The organism is uncultured Brevundimonas sp. (assembly GCF_963975535.1).
GTDB lineage: Bacteria > Pseudomonadota > Alphaproteobacteria > Caulobacterales > Caulobacteraceae > Brevundimonas.
This window is the reverse complement of the sequence record NZ_CAXBHE010000011.1, coordinates 38,245-58,566: the sequence shown is the minus strand read 5'-3', so window position 1 is coordinate 58,566 and position 20,322 is coordinate 38,245. Positions and strand designations below refer to the sequence as shown.

General features: G+C 70.2%; 23 protein-coding genes. 5 read left to right on the top strand and 18 right to left on the bottom strand.

Annotated elements, in window-relative coordinates; translation table 11 throughout:
• Positions 1–7: 7 nt before the first annotated feature.
• Together AACZ75_RS13840 and AACZ75_RS13835 are read left to right on the top strand one after the other, a co-directional pair.
• Complete coding sequence (locus tag AACZ75_RS13840) at positions 8–415, top strand: hypothetical protein (RefSeq protein ID WP_339873648.1); 408 nt, start codon at positions 8–10, stop codon at positions 413–415.
• The gene (locus AACZ75_RS13835; protein WP_339873646.1) at positions 412–1,398 is read left to right on the top strand and encodes an acyl-CoA desaturase; all 987 of its coding nucleotides are present in this window, start codon (positions 412–414) and stop codon (positions 1,396–1,398) included. Before AACZ75_RS13840 ends, AACZ75_RS13835 begins: the two co-directional genes overlap by 4 nt.
• On the opposite strand, the gene AACZ75_RS13830 is transcribed toward AACZ75_RS13835, so the two are convergent.
• The 5 genes from AACZ75_RS13830 to prmC form a co-directional block, all read right to left on the bottom strand.
• Positions 1,334–1,735 carry a hypothetical protein gene (locus AACZ75_RS13830; protein WP_339873645.1) on the bottom strand — a complete coding sequence of 134 codons (402 nt, stop codon included), beginning with the start codon at positions 1,733–1,735 and terminating at the stop codon, positions 1,334–1,336. The two genes, AACZ75_RS13835 and AACZ75_RS13830, sit on opposite strands and share 65 nt — an antisense overlap.
• Positions 1,736–1,833: 98 nt before the next feature.
• Positions 1,834–3,135, bottom strand: a complete 1,302-nt coding sequence (locus AACZ75_RS13825) for an FAD-dependent monooxygenase (protein ID WP_339873644.1) — start codon at positions 3,133–3,135, stop codon at positions 1,834–1,836.
• A 34-nt stretch (positions 3,136–3,169) separates the two neighbouring features.
• A complete protein-coding gene (locus AACZ75_RS13820; protein WP_339873643.1) occupies positions 3,170–3,832 on the bottom strand; it encodes a DUF4893 domain-containing protein in 663 nt (220 codons plus the stop codon).
• Positions 3,833–3,911: 79 nt separating this feature from the next.
• Positions 3,912–4,916, bottom strand: coding sequence for a DUF4167 domain-containing protein (locus AACZ75_RS13815; RefSeq protein ID WP_339873642.1), 1,005 nt, complete (start codon positions 4,914–4,916; stop codon positions 3,912–3,914).
• Between the two features lie 405 nt (positions 4,917–5,321).
• Positions 5,322–6,215, bottom strand: coding sequence for a peptide chain release factor N(5)-glutamine methyltransferase (gene prmC / locus AACZ75_RS13810; protein ID WP_339873640.1), 894 nt, complete (start codon positions 6,213–6,215; stop codon positions 5,322–5,324).
• A gap of 63 nt (positions 6,216–6,278) precedes the next feature.
• Here prmC and AACZ75_RS13805 point away from each other — a divergent pair, with 63 nt between their 5' ends.
• The gene (locus AACZ75_RS13805; protein ID WP_339873638.1) at positions 6,279–7,580 is read left to right on the top strand and encodes a YihY/virulence factor BrkB family protein; all 1,302 of its coding nucleotides are present in this window, start codon (positions 6,279–6,281) and stop codon (positions 7,578–7,580) included.
• On the opposite strand, the gene prfA is transcribed toward AACZ75_RS13805, so the two are convergent.
• Complete coding sequence (prfA, locus tag AACZ75_RS13800) at positions 7,573–8,640, bottom strand: peptide chain release factor 1 (protein WP_339873637.1); 1,068 nt, start codon at positions 8,638–8,640, stop codon at positions 7,573–7,575. The two genes, AACZ75_RS13805 and prfA, sit on opposite strands and share 8 nt — an antisense overlap.
• Positions 8,641–8,936: 296 nt before the next feature.
• On the opposite strand from prfA, the gene AACZ75_RS13795 reads away from it, so the two are divergent.
• Positions 8,937–9,713 (top strand): sulfite exporter TauE/SafE family protein, encoded by a 777-nt coding sequence (locus tag AACZ75_RS13795; RefSeq protein WP_339873636.1) that lies wholly within the window; start codon positions 8,937–8,939, stop codon positions 9,711–9,713.
• Here the strand turns inward: AACZ75_RS13795 and AACZ75_RS13790 are convergent.
• The 7 genes from AACZ75_RS13790 to AACZ75_RS13760 form a co-directional block, all read right to left on the bottom strand.
• Positions 9,710–10,306 (bottom strand): glutathione S-transferase N-terminal domain-containing protein, encoded by a 597-nt coding sequence (locus AACZ75_RS13790; protein WP_339873635.1) that lies wholly within the window; start codon positions 10,304–10,306, stop codon positions 9,710–9,712. The two genes, AACZ75_RS13795 and AACZ75_RS13790, sit on opposite strands and share 4 nt — an antisense overlap.
• Positions 10,303–10,584 (bottom strand): type II toxin-antitoxin system RelE/ParE family toxin, encoded by a 282-nt coding sequence (locus AACZ75_RS13785; protein WP_339873633.1) that lies wholly within the window; start codon positions 10,582–10,584, stop codon positions 10,303–10,305. The genes AACZ75_RS13790 and AACZ75_RS13785 overlap by 4 nt, the downstream gene beginning before the upstream one ends.
• A gap of 3 nt (positions 10,585–10,587) precedes the next feature.
• A complete protein-coding gene (locus AACZ75_RS13780) occupies positions 10,588–10,767 on the bottom strand; it encodes a hypothetical protein (RefSeq protein ID WP_339873631.1) in 180 nt (59 codons plus the stop codon).
• 42 nt (positions 10,768–10,809) lie between these two features.
• Positions 10,810–11,955 carry a flavodoxin-dependent (E)-4-hydroxy-3-methylbut-2-enyl-diphosphate synthase gene (gene ispG / locus AACZ75_RS13775; RefSeq protein WP_339873630.1) on the bottom strand — a complete coding sequence of 382 codons (1,146 nt, stop codon included), beginning with the start codon at positions 11,953–11,955 and terminating at the stop codon, positions 10,810–10,812.
• A gap of 64 nt (positions 11,956–12,019) precedes the next feature.
• Entirely contained in the window at positions 12,020–13,105 is a 1,086-nt protein-coding gene (locus AACZ75_RS13770; RefSeq protein WP_339873628.1) for a helix-turn-helix domain-containing protein, read from the bottom strand.
• Between the two features lie 216 nt (positions 13,106–13,321).
• Positions 13,322–15,592 carry a phosphoenolpyruvate--protein phosphotransferase gene (ptsP, locus tag AACZ75_RS13765; RefSeq protein WP_339873626.1) on the bottom strand — a complete coding sequence of 757 codons (2,271 nt, stop codon included), beginning with the start codon at positions 15,590–15,592 and terminating at the stop codon, positions 13,322–13,324.
• Between the two features lie 46 nt (positions 15,593–15,638).
• Positions 15,639–16,898 (bottom strand): aspartate kinase, encoded by a 1,260-nt coding sequence (locus tag AACZ75_RS13760; RefSeq protein WP_339873624.1) that lies wholly within the window; start codon positions 16,896–16,898, stop codon positions 15,639–15,641.
• Between the two features lie 56 nt (positions 16,899–16,954).
• On the opposite strand from AACZ75_RS13760, the gene ubiG reads away from it, so the two are divergent.
• Positions 16,955–17,758 carry a bifunctional 2-polyprenyl-6-hydroxyphenol methylase/3-demethylubiquinol 3-O-methyltransferase UbiG gene (ubiG, locus tag AACZ75_RS13755; RefSeq protein ID WP_339873622.1) on the top strand — a complete coding sequence of 268 codons (804 nt, stop codon included), beginning with the start codon at positions 16,955–16,957 and terminating at the stop codon, positions 17,756–17,758.
• Between the two features lie 4 nt (positions 17,759–17,762).
• Here ubiG and AACZ75_RS13750 read toward each other — a convergent pair whose 3' ends face one another.
• The 5 genes from AACZ75_RS13750 to grxC form a co-directional block, all read right to left on the bottom strand.
• The gene (locus AACZ75_RS13750) at positions 17,763–18,296 is read right to left on the bottom strand and encodes a GNAT family N-acetyltransferase (RefSeq protein WP_339873621.1); all 534 of its coding nucleotides are present in this window, start codon (positions 18,294–18,296) and stop codon (positions 17,763–17,765) included.
• On the bottom strand, positions 18,251–18,706 hold the full coding sequence (locus AACZ75_RS13745; RefSeq protein WP_339873619.1) for a DUF6265 family protein: 456 nt from the start codon (positions 18,704–18,706) through the stop codon (positions 18,251–18,253). The genes AACZ75_RS13750 and AACZ75_RS13745 overlap by 46 nt, the downstream gene beginning before the upstream one ends.
• A gap of 70 nt (positions 18,707–18,776) precedes the next feature.
• Entirely contained in the window at positions 18,777–19,211 is a 435-nt protein-coding gene (locus AACZ75_RS13740) for a DUF1178 family protein (RefSeq protein WP_339873618.1), read from the bottom strand.
• Positions 19,208–20,047 (bottom strand): carbon-nitrogen hydrolase family protein, encoded by an 840-nt coding sequence (locus tag AACZ75_RS13735; protein ID WP_339873617.1) that lies wholly within the window; start codon positions 20,045–20,047, stop codon positions 19,208–19,210. Before AACZ75_RS13735 ends, AACZ75_RS13740 begins: the two co-directional genes overlap by 4 nt.
• Complete coding sequence (gene grxC / locus AACZ75_RS13730; protein ID WP_339873616.1) at positions 20,047–20,304, bottom strand: glutaredoxin 3; 258 nt, start codon at positions 20,302–20,304, stop codon at positions 20,047–20,049. The genes AACZ75_RS13735 and grxC overlap by 1 nt, the downstream gene beginning before the upstream one ends.
• Positions 20,305–20,322 lie beyond the last annotated feature (18 nt).

Genomic DNA, 20,322 nt, shown 5'->3' with positions numbered 1-20,322 from the left:
GCTGGATATGAAACAAAGAGCGGCGAAGACCCGCCTGACCGGGGGCGTGATGGCCTGGGGGTTACTGGGCCTGAGCCTGTTTGGCTCAAGCGCGACTGTATTCCTGTTCCTGTTCCTCATTGTTGCGACGATGCAAATACAGCTCTTGGGTCCGGCCCTGATCTTATTTCCATGGGCCTTTGCCGTCTGGGTTATCGGAGGCGTGATCGTCGGTTTCCCGATCTGGGCGGGCCTTCATGCTCTCGGACTGCGGGGCTGGCCGGTCGCCGTGGCCGGAGGGGCAGGACTGGTGGGCCTGATCTGGCTTCTTGCGATCCCTCACTGGATTGCGGGAGGAGCCGGTGCGTTGGCCGGGGCCGTCGCTGGCTGGGGTCTATGGTGGATGGCCTATCAGCGCGGCGGGACGGACCGATGAGCGATGATCCAGACCCCTGTGCCGTGAACAGCCTGGTCGAGACACCCGGATGCAGTCCGGTCGCGGGTCGGGTGGTCTGGGATCCTGTGCATTCGCTGTGGAACGGCTCCATGCTGCTGGCCACCCTGGTGCTGGGACCGCTGACCATCAGTCCCGGAGCGCTGGCGGTGTTCGCCCTGACCACCGGGGCGGGGTTGCTGCTGGGGCATTCGGTCGGCTTTCACCGGCTGCTGATCCACGGCAGTTTCCGTTGTCCGCTATGGCTGGAGCACGGGCTGGTCTGGGTCGGGACCGCCGTGGGCATGAGCGGGCCGTTCTGGATGATCCGCACCCATGATCTGCGCGACTGGGCCCAGCGCCAGAGCGACTGCCACGATTATCTGGCCCACCGGCGGTCGATGCCGGTCGATGCAATCTGGCAGATGCACGCCCGGCTGGAGCTCGACCATCCGCCGGCCTTCGATCTGGGCCGGGTCGGACGGGATCGCTTCTATCGTTTTCTGGAGCGGACCTGGATGTTGCAGCAGCTGCCGATCGCGGTCGGTCTGTATCTGCTGGGCGGCTGGGGCTTCGTGGTCTGGGGCGTCTGTGCCCGGATCACGGCCTCGGTCACCGGCCACTGGTTCGTCGGCCATCTGGCCCATCGCCGGGGGCCGCAGTCGTGGCGGGTCGAGGGCGCGGGCGTTCAGGCCCACGACGTGCCCTGGGCCGCCATCCCGACCATGGGCGAGGCCTGGCACAACAACCATCATGCCTGGCCCGGCTCGGCCCGGATCGGCCTGTATCCCGGCCAGAGCGACTGGGGCTACGGCCTGATCCGGCTGCTGGAGCGGGCGGGGCTGGCCCGGGACGTGCGAACGCCCGGGACAATGCCCCCCCGCCCGGCCCTGCGGCCGGTGACGGGCGGGAACTCAGATCCTACTGCGCCGGGCGGCGGCCGGCTTCGAGGATGGGCATGCCGGCTTCGGTCGGCAGGTAGATGACCGAGCGGTCGCCCTTGCCGGCGGTTTCCTGCAGCATGTTGATATAGGCCCAGCGCAGGTAGTTGTCGGGGCCGCCGAGGCTTTCGGCCATGATGCGGTTGGCCTCATTGGTGCCACGGGCACGAGCGATCTCGGCCCGGGCGGTCAGCTCGGCCGAATCGAGCGCGGCCTGGGCTTCCAGCACGCGGATGCGACGGTTCTGGACGGCCTCTTCATAGGCGGCCTTGCCCTTCATCTGCTTGGAATAGACGTTGTAGGTGGGCATGCCGACGAGGGCGATGCCGAGAGCGATCGCCAGCAGAACGACCATGGTGATGGTGGCGCCGATACCGCGCATGTGAACCCCCTGAAAACACACGCCGGGACGCCCGACGCGGGGCCAGAGTCACGGGTCGCGGGCCGGGGGTCAAGCGAAGTCGGCGGGACGCCGGTCGCTCAGCCGGCCGGCGGGCGCGGATCCAGCAACAGGCCCGAGACGGTGGCGGCGAGCAGGCGGGGCGACAGGGGCAGGCGCGCCGCCCTGCCGAGGATGTGGTCGCGGACCCAGGGCCGGACGACCCCGTCGGCCTGGTAGAAGGGGGTGAAGCCCATGCTGAGCGCCTGGTAGAGGCGCACATGCCAGCGGCGCACCCGGGCATAGGCCGACAGGGCCCGGGTGAGATCGCCGTCCTGGGCCAGGGCCTGGCTCAGGCTCCAGGCGTCCAGCAGGCCCATGTTGACCCCCTGCCCCAGCTGCGGACTGGTGGCATGGGCGGCGTCGCCGATGATCGCCAGCCGGTTGGCGACGGGCCGGGCCAGGGTGTGATGGCCGTACTGCGCCAGGGTCAGCTGATCCGGGTCGGTGAGCGTCTCGAGCAGGTCGCCGGTGGCGGGCCACAGGGCGCGGACCTCCGCCTTCCAGGCCGACAGCCCGGCGCTGCGCCAGGCCGGATAGTCCTCGGTCCGGAGACTCCAGAAGACGGTGGCCAACCGGTCCGGGGCGTCCGGCCGCGCGCCGACCGGCAGGACCCCGACCATCCGCGAGGCCCCGCGATAGACCTGCTGCAGGGCGCGGGCATCGAACGGATCCCCCGGCCAGGGTGTCGTCGCCCACAGCGCCCCCCAGGCCAGGGGACGGGGTCGCGCGCCGAGGGCGGCGGCGATGCGCGAGCGCGCGCCGGACGCATCGATGACGAGGTCGAAAGCGGGCGTCTGAACGCCCCGGGCATCGGTCAGCCGGCCGGCAACGGCGGCCACCATCTCCCGCCCGGTCTCGAACCGCACACCCTCGGCGGCACAGGCCCGGTACAGGACATCGAACAGGGCGGCGCGGTGGACACCGAGGGCGACCCGCGGGCGCGCCAGATCGCGATAGTGGACGTCGAGCACGACCCGGCCGCGCCGGGCCTCGCGCCCGATGATGTGATCGATCGGCTGGGCCAGGACCGCGACCGCCGGGGTCAGGCCCAGCCGGTCCAGCACCGCCAGGCCGGTGGGCTGCAGCATGAAGCCGGCCCCGACCGGACCGGCCGCGGCGAACCGTTCGAAAACGACCACATCGCGACCCTGACGGGCCAGCATCAGGGCGCAGGCCAGCCCCGAGGGCCCGGCACCGACAAGCGCGACACTTCCGGGCCTCGGTCGTCGGCCCTTCGGGACCTCCCGACCCGACGCGGAAGAGTCTTGTGGGCCGCGGTCGTCGGCCGCTACGCGGACCTCCCGACCCGACGCGGCAGATTCTTGCTGGGCCGCGGTCACAAGGCTGCGCCTTGTCGATCCGACGCGGCCACGATCAGTTCGGCACCAGTTCGATCAGGTCGAGGTTGGATTCGTTCTGCGGCCAGGGGATGACCAGCCGCCAGCGACGCTCGCCGATCCGTTCCAGCACGGCGACGAGGTCACGATCGGGGCGCTGGCCGTAGGAGTTGGCGGGCGGTTCCGCGGCCAGGGCCACCGAGCCGAGCATGACCATGTGGTCGCCGCTCTCGGTGAACAGCAGGCCGCCGGGGCGCTGGGACCCGGTCAGCTTGGAGAATTTCAGGCCGGCCGGCGTCGCCTCGATGCGGCAGGCGAACCAGTCGTAGACGACATAGCCGAGCCCGGCCTCGCCGCCCTGGGAGCCCAGTTTGACGGTGCGGCAGCGATAGTCACCGACCGGCGGGCGGACGCCGGCGCGGGCCGCGTCGGGGTCGATCAGGGCACCGAGGCCGGACAGGTCACCCGAGCCCGGCAGACGCCGGACCTGCTGCAGGGCCAGGGTCCAGGCCGCGTCGCGGCGATTGTAGCGGTCGCGGTCGGTGCGGGTGATGATGGTGCGCCAGTCGCGCAGCACCGGGCCCGGCTGGCCCGCCGGTCCCGTCGGCGGCGGCGGCGGCGGCGGCGGCGTGGCGGCGCAGGCGCTCACGGTGACGGCGGCCACGGCGGCGGCGATGGACAGGCGAAGACGGCAACGCATGGACAGGCCTTTCGGAAGGAACCGGTCCCAACAAGCGGTCGCGACCGCCGCCGTCAAGGCCGGCGTCCGCGGCCCGGGATCACTCGTCGCCGGGGACGGTCTCAACCTTCTTGCGCGGGGCGCGGCGTTTGGCGACCGGGGCGTCGGCGGTTTCGGCCGCGGCGGTGGAGGAGACGGTCGCGCGGGTCAGGAAGCCCGGCAGGGCCGTCGGCGCGTCATCGGCGGCCTCGGCGGTCTCGGTCCGGGGGGCGCGTTCGGCGCGCGGGCGACGGGCCCGGGTCTCGGTCCGGGCCGGTGCAGACTCGGTGGACTCAACTGCGGGGGCCGCGGCCGCGACCGACTGATCGTCGTCGCTGCCGGAGGCCTCGCCCTCGGCCCCGTCACCGCGGGCCGGACGTTCATTGCGGCGCCGTTCCCAGCGTTCGCGGCGGGTCTCGCGGCGGCTGCTGTCGGAATCGCCCTCGGCGCGGGGCTGGTCGTCGCGAGCCTGGTCGTCGCGCGGACGCTCGTCCCGGGGGCGGTCCTCACGCGGGCGGTCGTCCCGGTTGCGCGGCGGGCGGGCCTCGCGGTTGCCGTCGCGGTCGCGCCATTCGCGCGGCTGGCCGTTGCCGGCTTGGGGATTGCCGGACGGATTGTTGCCGGACTGGTTGTTGCCCGACGGGCCGTTGCCGTTGCCGTCGCCCTGATTGTCGCCGGAGTCGCCCTGGGCGGCGCGATCGGCGGCCTGTTGCGCGGCGAGGAAGGCGGCGGCCTGGGCCCCGGTCTCGTCCTCGAAATCGATGTCATAGCCCTGGTTGGACAGTTCGCGCGCGGCGATCTCGGACACCGAACGCTGCGGCTGCAGGGCGCGCAGGACGCGGAAATAGTGTTCGGCGTGCTGCATGTAGTTTTCGGCCAGCACCCGGTCGCCGCTGGCGGTCGCGTCGCGGCCGAGCTGCTGATAGCGCTCATAGACCGTCTGGGCGTTGCCGCGGACCTTGATGTTCTCCGGGCCCTGGGAATCCCACGACCGGTTCGGATTGCTGCTGTTGGCGTTGCTGGCGCCGCCGCCGGGCTTTCTGTTGCGTCCGCGTTGACGCTTCATGCCCTTGAAATCTCTCATCGAAACTTACCGTGCTTTGTATGGGGAACGGGCGGGTCTGCACGCTGCAGCCTGTCGCCGTCCGTTTCATCGTTCCGTCTCGTTCGGGGCCAATCCCCGCTGACGATGTATTCGGAAATCCGTTGACGCCCTGTGGTCCGCCGGGCGACCGGGCCCGACCGTCACTGCCCTGATGCGCGCGTGGATGGGCCTGAAGCGGTCCAAGGCGTGCGTTTTGGGTGGGAGACAGACACAGGCTTAGCGCGAGACGGGCGGCTTTCCAAGGGGTTTGTTCGGCCGGCGATCCGCCCCTGCCGGGAGCGGGGAACCGCGCAGCGGTGGAGGGGGTGACCTGGGAGGCGGCCCCCTCCCCCCTTCGGGCGGTCCCCCTCCCCCGATGGGGAAGGATTACATCTTCGGAATCGGGTTGGTGCGCGGGTCGGGGCCGTTGGTGACGACACGGTCACGGTCGGACAGGTCCTTGACCACCCTGACGTCGGTGAAGCCGGCCGCCTCGAACAGGGCCCGGACCTGCGGCCCCTGGTCCCAGCCGATTTCGACGGCGAAGAGGCCGTCGGGCTTGAGGATGCGCCGGATCTCGGGGGCCAGTTCGCGATAGGCCTGCAGGCCGTCGGGGCCGCCGTCCAGCGCCAGATGCGGGTCGTGCTCGCGCACCTCGGGGTCGAGACCGGCGATGTCGCCGCTGGGGATATAGGGCGGGTTGGACACGACCAGATCGAAGCTGGCCGGGCCGAAGCCGGTGGCCCATTCCGTACGCAGGAAGCTGGCACGGGCATCGAGGTCGAGGTTGGCGGCATTCTCCTTGGCCACGGCGATGGCCTCGGCCGAGATGTCGGTGCCCATGCCGCGCGCGGCCGGCCGCTCGGCCAGTATGGCCAGCAGTATGGCCCCCGAGCCGGTGCCGAGGTCGATCATCTGGAAGGCCCGCTCCGGCGGCAAGGCCAACAGGACCACGTCGAGAATGGCCTCGGTATCCGGGCGCGGGCTGAGCACGTCGGGCGTGACGTTGAGCATGATCTTCCAGAAGCCCTTGCGGCCGAGAATGCGCGACACCGGCTCACGCGTCAGCCGGCGCTCGATCATCGCGTCATAGGCCGCGGCCTGGTCCGGGGTCAGGGCCCGATGCGGGTCGGTCAGGATGTCGGTGCGGCTGACCGCGCCGGCCACCTCCAGCAGCAGGCGGGCGTCGATGGCCGGGCTGTCGATCCGCCCGGCCTTGAGCCGGGTCTGGGCCGCCTTCCAGGCGGTGACGAGAGTCGGGGCGGGCGTGCTATCGGTCATGGGGGTTGATTGGCGCGCCTTCGGGCCGATTTCAAGCGGAACGCCACACCCGGGGAGTCGTTGATGAGCCCGATGGGGTCAGGAAAAGGATCATCGAAGGCGGACCGCGCGACGGGTGGCGGACGGGTGTGGTCGCTGCTGGCCGCCGTGGCCGGCAGCCTGGTCGCCGGGGCCGGGGCCATCCACCTGCTGCATCGCCAGGGCCACAGGGTCGGGCTGGACGTGCGCGGCTATCGCCCCGATGAACCGCCGCCGCCGCCGCCGACGCCCGAGGATTTCGACGCCCGCGAGCCGGGCCGCGGACGGCTGGCGCGGCGGCCGCTGCAGATTCCGCACAAGGGCTGGACCGACATCCTGTGGCGGGTCGGGGTGTCCTATTTCGGCGACCGGGTCGGCTTCCTGGCCGGGGGGGTGACCTTCTTCATCGTGCTGTCGCTGTTCCCGACCCTGGCGGCCTTCGTCACCATCTACGGCCTGTTCGCCGATCCGGCCGATGCCTGGGACCGGCTGCAATTCCTCTATTCGGTGCTGCCCTCGGGCGTGGCCCAGTTCCTCGGCGGCGAGATGGACCGGCTGGCGGCCACAGCCAAGCCGCAGATGACCCTGACCCTGGCCTGGACGCTGCTGCTGTCCCTTTGGGTCGCCAACAACGGCATCAAGACGCTGTTTTACGGGCTCAACGTCGCCTACCACCAGGTCGAGAAACGCAACTTCCTCCACTACAACCTGGTCTGCATGGCCTTCACCCTGTCGGGACTGACGGCGGTGTTCATGACCGCCGCCCTGGTGGTCGGGGTGCCGCTGGTGCTGAATGTGTTCGGCCTGGCGGCCGAGTGGAACCACCTGGCCCCGCTGCGCTGGCCGATCCTGCTGGTCGGCTACGGGGCCGCCCTGGCGGTGATCTACCGCTACGGTCCGTGCCGCAGCCGGGCGCGCTGGCGCTGGCTGACCCCGGGCGCGGTGTTCGCGGCCACGGCCAGCCTGGCGGTGTCCTTCGTGTTCAGCTGGTATCTGCAGACCTTCGTGCGCACCGCCGCCTACGGGCCGCTGGCGGCGATGATGGGCTTCCTGCTGTGGACCTGGCTGTCGGTGCAGATCATCATTCTCGGGGCCGAGCTGAATGCCGAGATCGAACACCAGACCGCCGTCGACACCACCACCGGCGAGAAGCGCGCCATCGGCGAGCGCGGTGCCGTGGTCGCCGACAGCGTCGGCGCGCGGCGCGGCAATCCCGCGGCCCTGGCCTTCACCCTGAAACACGCCGAGGCCCTGTCGGACCGGCTGATGAACCGCCGCATCCGGCGCGACGGGCAGCGACAGCGGCCGCCACCGCCGCCGGACGACGACGATACGTCGCCTAGCTGAACTCGGCTTCCAGGTCGGCGAGGCGGGCGGCCTGGTCCTCGGCGATCAGGGCGTTGAGCAGGGGGTCGATGTCGCCCTCGAGGATCTGCGGCAGGCTGTGCAGGGTCAGGCCGATCCGGTGGTCGGTGACCCGGCCCTGGGGGAAGTTGTAGGTACGGATACGCTCCGAGCGGTCGCCCGAGCCGACCTGGGACTTGCGCGTGTCGGACCGGGCCGTGTCCTTGGCCTGGCGCTGCTGGTCATAGAGGCGGACGCGCAGATTCTTCATCGCCTTGTCGCGGTTGACGTGTTGCGACTTCTCCGAGGAGGTCACCACGATCCCCGAGGGGAAGTGGGTGATGCGCACGGCCGAGTCCGTCTTGTTGACGTGCTGGCCGCCCGAGCCGGAGGCGCGGAAGGTGTCGATGCGGATATCCTTGTCCTGGATCTCGATCTCGACGTCCTCGACCTCGGGCAGGACGGCGACGGTGGCGGCCGAGGTGTGGATGCGGCCGCCGGCCTCGGTGGTCGGCACGCGCTGCACCCGGTGCACACCGCTCTCGAACTTCAGCCGGCCGAACACGCCGTCGCCGTTCACCGTGGCGATGATCTCCTTGAAGCCGCCGGCGTCGCCCTCGGTGGCGGAGTCGACCTCGACCTTCCAGCCGCGCGCCTGGGCGTAGCGCGAATACATGCGGAACAGGTCGCCGGCGAACAGGGCCGCCTCGTCACCGCCGGTGCCGGCGCGAACCTCCAGCACGGCCGAGGCGTTCTCGTCGGCGTCGCGCGGGGCCAGCAGCAGGGCAACCTCGCGCTCCAGCTCCGGCAGGGTCTCGTTCAGCGCCGCCAGCTCCTCGGCGGCCATGGCGGCCATTTCCGGGTCACTGGCCATGGCCTCGAGATCCGCGACCTCGGCCCGGGCCCGGGCCACGGCCAGCACGGCGTCGGCCACCGGCTTGAGCTCGGCATGCTCCTTGGACAGGCGCACGATCTCCTGGCCGTCGCTGGCCGCGCCCATGCGCGCCTCCACCTGGTGGAAGCGGTCGAGTACCTGATCGAGCCGGGCCTGGGGCAGTCGCACGGGGGAGATATCCTGAATTCCGGAGGGCCGGAGCCTTAGCCCATTTTTGCTTCAGGTCGAACCGACCTGATTCCAGAAAATGGTCCGGATTCAAACTGGAGCGAAATCTGAGCCGAGTTGGACGTCGTCCAACTCCACCGATTTCGCTCTAGCGCGGGGGGCCGGGTCTGTCGATGGAGGGCGGACCGGGCGGAGGGGTATCGATAACAAGCGCGTCACCCCCGCTTCCGCCGCCGCGCCCGGCGCATTAGGCAGGTGGGCGTCACCGCGGTGGCCGACGCCGGAACGGGACCCGAATGGACGTCTTCCTGCTGTTTCTGCTGGTCGGCCTGCTGGCCCAGATCGTCGACGGGGCGCTGGGTATGGCCTATGGCGTCATCGCCAATACCGTGCTGCTGGCCTTTGGTGTGCCGCCGGCCGCGGCCTCGGCCAGCGTCCATGTCGCCAAGATCTTCACCGGCGCGGCCTCGGCCGTTTCGCATGTGATGCACCGGAACATCCGGTGGTCCCTGTTCTGGCCGCTGGCCGCCGGCGGCATGATCGGCGGCGTGGTCGGGGCCTATGTGCTGACCGGCGTGCCCGGGGAAACGATCAAACCCTTCATCCTGCTGTATCTGCTGGCCATCGGCATCTGGGTATTGTGGCGGGCCGCCCGTGATGTGCGACTGCGCCTGTTTCCGCTGCGCTGGAGCGGGCCGCTGGGCTTTGTCGGGGGTCTGCTGGATGCGATCGGCGGCGGTGGCTGGGGCCCGACGGTGACCTCGACCCTGGTCGGGGCCGGGACCGCACCGCGCCAGGCCATCGGCACGGTCAACACCGCCGAACTGCTGGTCACCGTGGCCATATCGGCGGCCTTCCTGACGACCCTGCTGACCGGGCGCTGGTCCGGCGGGGCGCTGGAGAATCATGCGGCCGCCCTCGGCGGACTGATCATCGGCGGCCTGATCGCCGCCCCCTTCGCCGGCTGGATCACCAAGCGGGTTCCGGCACGGCTGCTGACCTACGGGGTCGGGGTGCTGATCGTCATTCTGGCAGGCTATCAGGGTCTGCAGCTGGCGGGTTGGGCACCCTAGACCGGCCGGGTCTCCATGAAGCTCGGCCTTGCCTCCAGCGCTGTCTGCAGCGCGACCAGGTTCGGGCGGCCGGTCTGCCAGTCGTGGTCGGGGTGGCGGAAGCCGATCCAGGTGACGGCGACGCCGGCGGTGATCGTGCCCATGTCGAGCGCGACCGGATCGGGCCGGGCGGCCTCCAGCGCATCGAGGCCACGGTCCAGATTGCGGGCCCAGCGCGCGATCCATGACGGCGAACGCTCATCCTCCGGGCGGCGCAGCTCCAGCAGCCATTTGACCCCCATTTCGAGCGCGCCATTGGCCAGGGTCTCCATCCGCCGCACCCGCAGCCGTTCCGCGCCGCCCTCCGGCAGAAGACGGGGCCCGGTGCCGAGGGTGTCGAGATATTCGCAGATGACCGGGCTGTCGGTCAGCGGCAGGCCGTCCTCGGCAATCAGGGTCGGGACCTGGACCACCGGATTGGTGGCCATCAGTTCGGGCGCGTTCTCGTACGGATTGACCGCGATCTCCTCGATCCGGGCGGCGAGGCCCTTCTCGCGGGCCACGATGCGGCATTTGCGGACGAAGGGGGACGGGGCGGCGAAATAGAGTTTCATTCGGGGGGATACTGCTGAGCGGAATGGAAGACGTTGGTGATCGTTATGGCATCTACCTCTATGCGATAGATCAGCACATAGTTGGGATGAACGATCACCTCCCGTGTGCCCGACACGCGACCGGGCCTGTAGGCATAGGGATGTTCACCCAACGTCCGCGCGGTATCAACGATCAGGTTGCGGATGCGCCTGGCGGCGTCAGGGTTGCGCTCTGCGATGTAGCTGACGATCTGCTCGACGTCGGTAATCGCCGGCTCTGACCAAACCGTCGGCAGCACGGTTCAGGTCCTGGATGCCGACTTGGCAAGCGCGCGATCGATCCGCGCGACGGCTTCATCATGCGGGACGACGGGCCGGGGATCCGCCAGCGACGCCTCGACACGCGCCCGGAACCAGACGTCATAGGCCTCGGCCTCTTCGGTCGAGGCGAACTCGGATTCCATGGGCGAGAGCGCGGGCATGGATGGAATATGCGCCCGGTCCGGCCCCGTCGCAACCGATGACTACCCTGCGGCGACGGACGGCGCGGTCACAACCTTACGGGCGGCCTCAAGCTCGGCGGCCCTGGCCTCGACCTGCTGGACGATCTCGTCGACCATGCCGGTATTGAGCTGTTTGTGGGCCATCTTGCCGTTCAGATAGACCATGCCCGACCCGGCCCCGCCGCCGGTGAAGCCGACGTCGGTATAGAGGGCCTCGCCCGGGCCGTTGACGACGCAGCCGATGATCGACAGCGACATCGGCGTGGTGATGTGGGCCAGCTTCTCTTCCAGCACGCCGACGGTCTCGATGACGTTGAACCCCTGACGGGCGCAGGACGGGCAGGCGATGATGTTGACGCCACGGTGGCGCAGGCCCAGCGACTTGAGAATGTCGAAGCCGACCTTGATCTCCTCGACCGGGTCGGCGGCCAGGCTGACGCGGATGGTGTCGCCGATGCCGGCCCACAGCATATTGCCCATGCCGATGGCCGATTTGATGGTGCCCGAGCGCAGCGGCCCGGCCTCGGTCACGCCCAGATGCAGCGGACAGTCGATGGCCTCGGCCAGCTGCTGATAGGCGGCCACGGTCAGGAAGGGGTCGGACGCCTTCACCGAGATCTTGAACTCGTGGAAGTCGTGGTCCTGCAGGATGCGGGCGTGGTTGAGCGCGCTCTCGACCATGGCCTCGGGACAGGGCTCGCCGTATTTCTCGAGTAGCTCGCGCTCGAGGCTGCCGGCGTTGACGCCGATCCGCATGGAGCAGCCGTGATCACGGGCGGCCTGGACCACGTCGCGCACGCGCTGGGCATTGCCGATGTTGCCGGGATTGATGCGCAGGCAGGCGGCCCCGGCCGCGGCGGCCTCGATGCCGCGTTTGTAGTGGAAATGGATGTCGGCGACGATCGGCACCCGGGACTCGCGCACGATGGTGCCCAGGGCGGCCGTCGAGGCCTCGTCGGGACAGGAGACGCGCACGATGTCGGCCCCGGCCTCCTCCAGCCGGCGGATCTGGTCGATCGTCGCCGCCGCGTCCGAGGTCGGGGTATTGGTCATCGACTGGACACTGATCGGGGCACCGCCGCCGACCGGGACCGCGCCGACCATGATCTGGCGGCTCTGGCGGCGCTCGATGTGGCGCCACGGACGGATATGGGAAAGGTCGCTCATGTCCGCGGCAACATAGGGGATCAAACGGCACGAAACCACGGCGCAGAACGGGGCCTGCGTCGATTCAGCCCGGAATGACGTCCGGGGCGTCCGGGGCCACGGCCTCGACCTGGGCCTCGATGACCGCCGCCTCGCGCGCTTCGCTGCGGGCCGCCGCGGCCGCCGCGGTCTGGCGCGCCAGGGCCTGGGCCCGGCTGTTGAGCTGGGACAGCGGTGTCAGCACGGCCTGGAGTCCGCCGCCGTGTTCGCCGTTCAGATAGACGTCGAAGGCGGACGGGTCGGAGGTGTCGATGGTGGCCGAGACGCCATCGGGCGCGCGCCAGGCTTCACCGGCGACCAGCTGGCGGGCGAACAGAACCCGGCCGTCGCCCATGCGCACCACCAGGCTGGCGGCCTTGCGGGCCTGCAGCACGACCTGGGAGGCGGTGGCCGAGGCCCCGTAGATGGCCCCGCGCGGATTGAACGCCTTCTGCACCGGGGCCGCATCGGCGGCGGCGGCGGCCAGGGCCTCGGCCGAGCCGGGGCGGATTCCGGTCAGCTGGGCCTCGAGACCCGGGGTGATGTAGAAGGCCGGCACGGTCTGGTCCGGCGGCGCGGGCTGGGGCGCGGACAGGCGCATCAGGCCGTCCTGGCCGGGCACGGCCCCCAGGGTCCAGCTCTCGGGCGTGGCGGTCAGGGCCGAGGGATGCGGCGCGCGCATCAGGCTGACCCTCTGGAACACATTCCAGCCGACCACAGCGAGCACCAGGGCCAGGCCGGCGGCGATCAGGCGCGGCGAATAGCGCCGTACCTCCTCGAAGGCGACGCCGACCGGGGCCTGGAGCGGCATCGACGGGTCGGGGCATTCGCGCTTGAACCGTTCGACGGCCAGCTGCTCGTCGACCCCGAGGGCCCCGGCATAGGCGCGCACATAGCCGGTCGAAAAGACCCGCGACGGCAGGATGGAGAAGTCGTTCTGTTCGAGGGCGGTCAGATAGCGGGTGTGGACGCGGGTGACGGTCGACAGCTCGGCCAGCGTCTTGCCGGAGGCGTCGCGCGCCATCCGCAGACCCTCGCCCAGAGTCACGGCATCGACGATGGAAGGCGCGGGGTCCTTCCAGTCGGGATGGTCCCGAAACTCATCGGGGACTGACCCCGTATCCAGCGCCATTACGCCCGACCTCACACTCGACCCGGGAACAGGAACCCCCGGCGTCGTACTCGACCCTGAACCGCCTAACACATGATGCTGACTGTTCAGGCCTCCCCCCGGAGGACCCTCAAACTCGTCTTGTGGATAACTCATTAGAGCCGACCGATCAACGATTTATTAGGCATGTCCCGAAGCCATGACCCGCGGGTCGGGCCTGTGCCATCGGGAGACGCATCAGATCGAGACGTTCAATTTCCGGGCCAGGGATTCCAGTTCGCTGCGAACGGAACCGGCTGAAGAGCCGAGGAGATTGGCCATGCCGCGCCGGGCCGCGGGCAGATCGGTCGACAGGATCATGCGCTTGACCGGACCGACGCCACCGGCCGGGGCCGACAGCCGGGTGAAGCCGAGCGCCATCAGGGCGAAGGCCTCGAGCGGACGGCCGGCCAGCTCGCCGCAGACCGAGACCGGGGTGCCGGTGTCGGCGCATTTCTTCTGGATCTCGGCCAGGGCCCGGAGCGCCGGGGGCGACATCGGATCATAGCGGTCGGCGACCAGCGGATTGGTCCGGTCGGCGGCGAACATGTACTGGAACAGGTCGTTGGTCCCGATCGAGACGAAGTCGGTCATCGGCAGCAGGGCGTCGAGATGCCACAGCAGGGACGGGCATTCGATCATCGCCCCGACGCGCAGCCTGACCGGCAGGGTCCGGCCGCGACGGCGGGCCCAGCGGCTCTCGACCTCGACCAGCTCGCGGGCGGCCCGGTACTCGTCGACCGTGGCGATCATCGGGAACATCACGCGCAGCTCGCGCCCGGCACCGGCCTGGAGCAGGGCGCGAAGCTGCAGGCGCAGCAGACCGGGCCGGTCGAGGCCGAGACGGATGGCGCGACGACCGAGGGCCGGATTCTCCTCACGTTCGGTCTCGAGATAGGGCAGCACCTTGTCGCCGCCGACATCGAGAGTGCGGAAGGTCACCGGCCGGTCGCCGGCGGCGTCGAGCACCAGTTTGTAGAGCGCGGTCTGGGCGTCGAGCCGCGGCAATTCCTCGGACACCATGAACTGGAATTCGGTGCGGAACAGGCCGATGCCCTCGGCCCCGGTCTGGTTCAGGTTCTCGAGGTCGACGGCCAGGCCGGCATTGGCCAGCAGGGTGATGCGGGTCCCGTCGACCGTGACGGCGGGGGTGTCGCGCAGCAGGGCGAACTCGGCACGCCGCTGCGCCCGGACCTCCATCCGCGACTGGACCGCCTCCAGCATGTCCGCGCGGGGTCGCAGATAGGCCTCGCCGGCCTCGCCGTCGGCGATGACCAGGTCGCCCTCCGACAGGCGGTCGCGCAGGCCGACGAGACGACCGACACAGGGAATCTGCAGGGCCCGGGCGACGATCGCGGCATGGCTGGCGGCCGACCCTTCCTCGAGCAGCAGGCCCCGCAGCTTGTGGCGGGGATATTCGAGCAGATCGGCCGGCCCCAGGTTGCGGGCCACGAGGATGGCGTCATCAGGCAGGGCACGCTCGCCCGGCCGGTCGCCGGCCAGAACCCGCAGCAGGCGGTTGGCCAGGTCCTCGAAATCGTGCAGCCGCTCCTTGATATAGGGGTCGCGGGCCTGGGCGAAGCGGGCCCGGTGCTCGTTGCGAACCCGGTCGACGGCGGCCTCGGCGGTCAGGCCGCTCTGCACCGCGTCCACGAGTGACCGGTTCCAGCCGCGGTCGTCGGCGAACATGCGATAGGTCTCGAGCACCTCGAACGAGGCCCCGGCCAGCTTGCCCTGCCCGCCCTCGAGGATGTGGTCGATATTGGCCTTGAGCGCGGACAGGGCCTGGGACAGGCGGGCCCCCTCGGCGTCCGGATCGTCGGACAGCAGCTGTTCGGGGGCCAGCGGCGGCTCGTGCAGAACGACATGGCCAAAGGCCAGTCCCTCGGCGAAACGCTGGCCCTTGATCCGCTCCGGACGGTGCGGGGCGACCTCGACGTCGCGCAGATCGTCCTGGGCCAGCAGTTCGCCGGAGGCCACGGTCTCGGCCAGGACCATGGCGATGGTCTGGATGTCCTCGACCTCTTCCTCGTCATAGCGACGCTCGGCCCGGTTCTGGACGACGAGGACGCCGATGGCGCGCCCCCCGCGCAGCAGGGGGGCCCCGAGGAAGGCATGGTAGGGGTCCTCGCCCGTCTCCGGGCGATAGGCGAAACGGGGGTGGGCGGGAGCGTTCGACAGGCTGATCGGAACGGCCATGCGGGCGACCTCGCCGACCAGGCCCTCGTCGGGCCGCAGACGGGTCGTGTGCACGGCGTCGGGGTTCAGGCCCTGGGTGGCGAACAGTTCCAGCTCGCCGGAGGCGCGGCGCAGATAGATGGAACAGACTTCGGCGACCATCGACTGGGCGATGGTGCGCACGACCATGTCGAGACGTTCCTGGGCCGGGGCCGCGCCGGCCATCGCCTCGCGGATCTGGCGCAGGAGGTTCCGCGGCCCCCTCGTCGTCAATCCGCCGCCTTTTGGCATCGCCGCTCCCGTTCAGACGCCCGAAGGGGCGACTGCGTGTATGACCCTATACAGCTTCCAGTTCGTAGGCCGAATGCAGCGCGCGCACAGCGAGCTCCGCATAGGCCGCGTCGATGAGGACGCTGATCTTGATCTCGGAGGTCGAGATTGCCTGGAATTTGATGCCCTTGTCGGCCAGGGCGCGGAACATGGTCTGGGCCACGCCGGCGTGGCTGCGCATGCCGACGCCGATGACCGAGACCTTGGCCACATCCTCGTCGACGCGGATGTCCTGGAAACCGATGTCGCTCTGGCCCTCACGCATCAGTTCGGCCGCCCGCAGGGCGTCGCGCCGGCCGGTGGTGAAGGTCAGATTGACCGTGCCCTCGGTGCGGCTGGGCGACTGGACGATCATGTCGACATTGACGTTGGCCTCGGCCAGGCGGGTGAAGACCTCGGCGGGCCGGTCGACGCTGTCGGGCAGGCCCAGCAGGCTGATGCGGGCCTCGTCGCGGCTCATGGTGACGCCGCTCACAATGCGTTTCTCCACGATTTCCTCCTCGTCGCAGATCAGGGTACCGGATTTCTCGGGCAGGACGCCGGCGGCGTCGGGTTCGATAAAGCTGGACAGGACCCGCACGGGAACCCGCCGGGCCATGGCCAGTTCGACGGACCGGGTCTGCAGCACCTTGGCCCCCAGGGACGCCATCTCCAGCATCTCCTCATAGGAGACCCTTTCAAGGCGGCGGGCCCGGGATTCGATGCGCGGATCGGTCGTATAGACGCCGTCGACGTCGGTATAGATGTCGCAGGCACAGCCCAGGGCCGCGGCCACCGCCACCGCCGACGTGTCCGAGCCGCCGCGACCCAGGGTCGTGATGCGTCCGGCGCGGCTGACGCCCTGGAAGCCGGGGACGATGGCGATCTGGCCGGCGTCGATGGCGGCACCGAGGACGTCGCCCGGCACTTCGTCGATCCGGGCCCGGCCGTGAACGTCGTCGGTGATGATCGGAACCTGCCAGCCCATCCAGCTGCGCGCATCCAGGCCGAGGTTGCGCAGGGTCAGGGCCAGCAGGCCGGCCGTGACCTGTTCGCCCGAGGCCAGCACCACGTCATATTCGTCGTCGGTCATGGCCATGCCCGCGGCCGCCCGGCCCGCACCGTCGGTCCAGGCCACCAGCTCATTGGTCTTGCCGGCCATGGCCGACACGACCACGGCGATGCTGTGCCCGGCCCGCGCCTCGGCGGCGACGATCCGGGCGGTTCGACGGATGCGGTCGAGGTCGCCCATCGAGGTGCCGCCGAATTTCATCACCAGCCGCGTCATCGTGGCAGATCGCCCCCGTCTTGCATGGAACGGCCGACGGGTTCATCCCTCGGCTCATGGTCGCTTCTAACGACACCCTGACGACGCGCAAACCCCAAAGCCCGCCCGAATCCGGGGCCGGGGCCTCGGGGGCCAGCATCGATCCGGCCGATGTGGCCCGGTTCTCGGCCCAGGCGGCCGAATGGTGGGACGCGCGCGGCCCGTTCGCGCCGCTGCACAAATTCAATCCGGCCCGGCTGAAATTCGTGCGCGACCGGGCGGCCGCGCACTTCGGACGCGACGTGAAGACCCGCGCGCCCTTCGCCGGCCTGACCCTGCTGGACATCGGCTGTGGCGGCGGGCTGATCGCCGAGCCGATGCGGCGGCTGGGGTTCGCGGTCACGGCGGTCGACGCCTCGAGCGAGAATATCGGCACGGCCCGGGCCCATGCCGCCGAACAGGGACTGGACATCGCCTATCGCGCGGCCACGGTCGAACAGCTGGAGGCCGAGGGGGCCGGGCCGTTCGATGTGGTGCTGACGCTGGAGGTGATCGAACACGTCGCCGACCCCGAGGCCTTCATTCGCGCCTGTTCGCGGCGGGTGAAGCCGGGCGGCATCATGATCGTGGCGACGCTGAACCGCACACTGAAGGCCCTGGTCCTGGGCAAGATCGCCGCCGAATATGTGCTGGGCTGGGTGCCGCCGGGCACCCATGACTGGCGGCAGTTCCTCAAGCCCGACGAAATCCGGTTGATGCTGTCGACCGAGCCGCTGGCGGTCAGCGGCCCGTTCGGCCTGGTCTACGACCCGCTGGCGGACCGCTGGAGCGAGAGCGCCGACGCGGATATCAACTACATGATGGTGGCCACCCGCGACTGAGCGTTCAGAGCGGGCGCACCATGTAGCGGGCGTCCGCTCCGTAGCTGGCCAGTTTCATCGCCAGGCCGGGGGCCTCGACGACGGCGAAGCCGTGCCGCGTCCAGAAGGCGGTCGCGTCATTGACGGCGACAAGGGCCAGACGGGTCCAGCCGGCGGCGCGGGCATCGTCCGCCAGCCGCTCGACCACCGGACGGGACCAGCCGCTGCCGCGCACCGCCGGCAGCAGGGTGAGGTCGTGCAGATAGATCACCGCCGCCTCCGCCGGGATCGCCGGGATCAGGGTGTTCAGCGCCGGGGCCGAGTCCGCGCCCCACGGATAGGCGACCAGATAGCCCTGCGGTTCCCCGTCGCCGGCGGCCAGGACGAAACAGCCCGACGGATTCAGCGCCAGCCGGTTCTCGAAACAGGGACGGCCCTCGAAATGATCGGGAAAACCGACGACGGCGATCCGGGCGACGGCGTCCAGATCACCGGCCGTCATCGGCCGCCAGCTCAGGCCGGGCAGCGGGTGTTCAGCGGTGCGGCCGTGTAGTTCCATGCGAGGCTCCGGGGCTGGCCGCCGATCTCGCCCTCGATCCGGGCGTTGAGGGCATCGCCGCTGCGCTCATAGATGACGCGGTTCGGGAAGTCGTGTTCGGCATTGGCGAAGACCGCCCGCATGGGTCCGCTCTCGACCAGGGCGAAGACGGTCGGGGGCGCGCCGCCCGGCTGGGCGACCAGGGCGTATCCCTGCGCCGTCGGACCGATGTGGGCCAGCTCAAACGAGACGCGACCACGCGCCACGGTGACCGTATGCCCTGCCATCAGGCCCGCGCGGGGATCGCTCCAGGTTTCCGAGGCCTCACGACCCCCGCTGCAGTCGAGCCAGTACCCCGCCATCCAGGACAGGTCGGGGGCGGCGGCGGGGCCGGACGGGACCAGGGCGGCAGCGAGGGCGGCGATCAGCATGGCGATTCTCCGGGCAGCGGCGGTTGCGGACGCGCCGCGGTGCGGCGAGCGCGGCCCCGGCCAGGGCGCATCAGTTGAGCCTGGTCGGGTCGGGCGGGGGCGACGGCAGGGCGGCACAGGGCACGCCGTCATCCTTCAGCGCCCGGACCTCGGCCCCGGTGGCCTCGCCATAGATCTCGCGCTTTTCGCTGCGGCCTTCGTGGATGTCGCGCGCCTCGCGGGCGAAGGTGTCGCCGACATAGTCGAAATTGGCCTCGACATGGGCGCGGACCTCCCGGGCGGCCTGCAGCATCATCGCCTGCAGCTTCGCCGGGTCGGCCGAGGTCGCCGCGGTCCGGCGGGTGCCGGCGACGGCGGGGGCCATGATCTGTTTGGTGACGGCGCGCGAACCGCAGACCGGGCATTCGACGAGGCCGCGCGCCGCCTGGTCGTCATAGTCGGCCGAGGTGCCGAACCAGGCCTCGAAGGGATGATCGTTCCCGCAGGACAGGGCGTAGCGGATCATGCCGGCCCCGCGAATTCGCGATCATGCCGCAGCTGGGGCACGGCGGTCCGGGCGCGATCGACCGCGTCCAGATCGAGGGTGGCCCGCAGCACGCCGGGCGCGTCATCGTCGCAGCGGGCGATGATCTCGCCCCACGGACCGACGACGGTCGAATGGCCCCAGGTGCGGCGGCCGTCCGCATGGGATCCGCCCTGGGCCGGGGCGAGGATGAAACAGCCGGTCTCGATGGCCCGGGCCCGCAACAGGGTCTCCCAGTGGGCCTCGCCGGTCGGCACGGTGAAGGCGGCGGGCACGGCGATCATCGCCGCCCCGGCCCGCGCCAGGGTCCGGTACAGATGCGGGAAGCGGATGTCGTAGCAGATGCTCAGACCCAGGCCGCCCCAGGGGGTTTCCGCGACCACGGCCGCGTCGCCAGGCCGCACCGCCGAACTCTCGCGCCAGGTCTCGCCGCCGGGCAGGTCGACGTCGAACACATGCAGCTTGTCATAGGTGGTGACCACCTGCCCCCGGTCATCGACCAGGATGGCGCGGTTGGCGGCACGGGCGTCACCCTCGATCCCCGAGCGAACGATGGCCGAACCGATCAGGATCCAGACCTTCAGCTCGCGGGCCAGGGCCTTCAGGCCGGTGACCACAAGGTCATCGTCCTGGCCGGTGACGACGGCCGCGCGCCGGTCACGGCGCTGTTCCAGCACATTGGTGCCTTCCGGCGTCAGGATGAATTCGGCTCCGCCAGCCGCGGCCGCCCGCACCAGCGGCTCGACATGGGCCCAGGACTCCGCGGCCGTGGCCGGGGTGCGGGTCTGGATCAGGGCAATGTCGAGGGTGGTCGTCATCAGGCCGCCAGCAAGGCGTCCAGTTCACCCTTGCGGTCAAGGGCATGCAGCTCGTCCGAACCGCCGACATGGGTGTCGCCGATGAAGACCTGGGGGAAGGTCATCCGCCCGCCCGAGCGCTGGATCATCTCCTGCTTCTTCGCGGGGTCGCGCGAGGCGACGATCTCGGTCGGGACCGTCCCCTTCTTCTTCAGCAGGGACAGGGCCATGGTGCAGTAGGGGCAGCCGGGCTTGGTGTAGATCGTCACGTCAGGCAATGGGGACTCCTTGAAGGG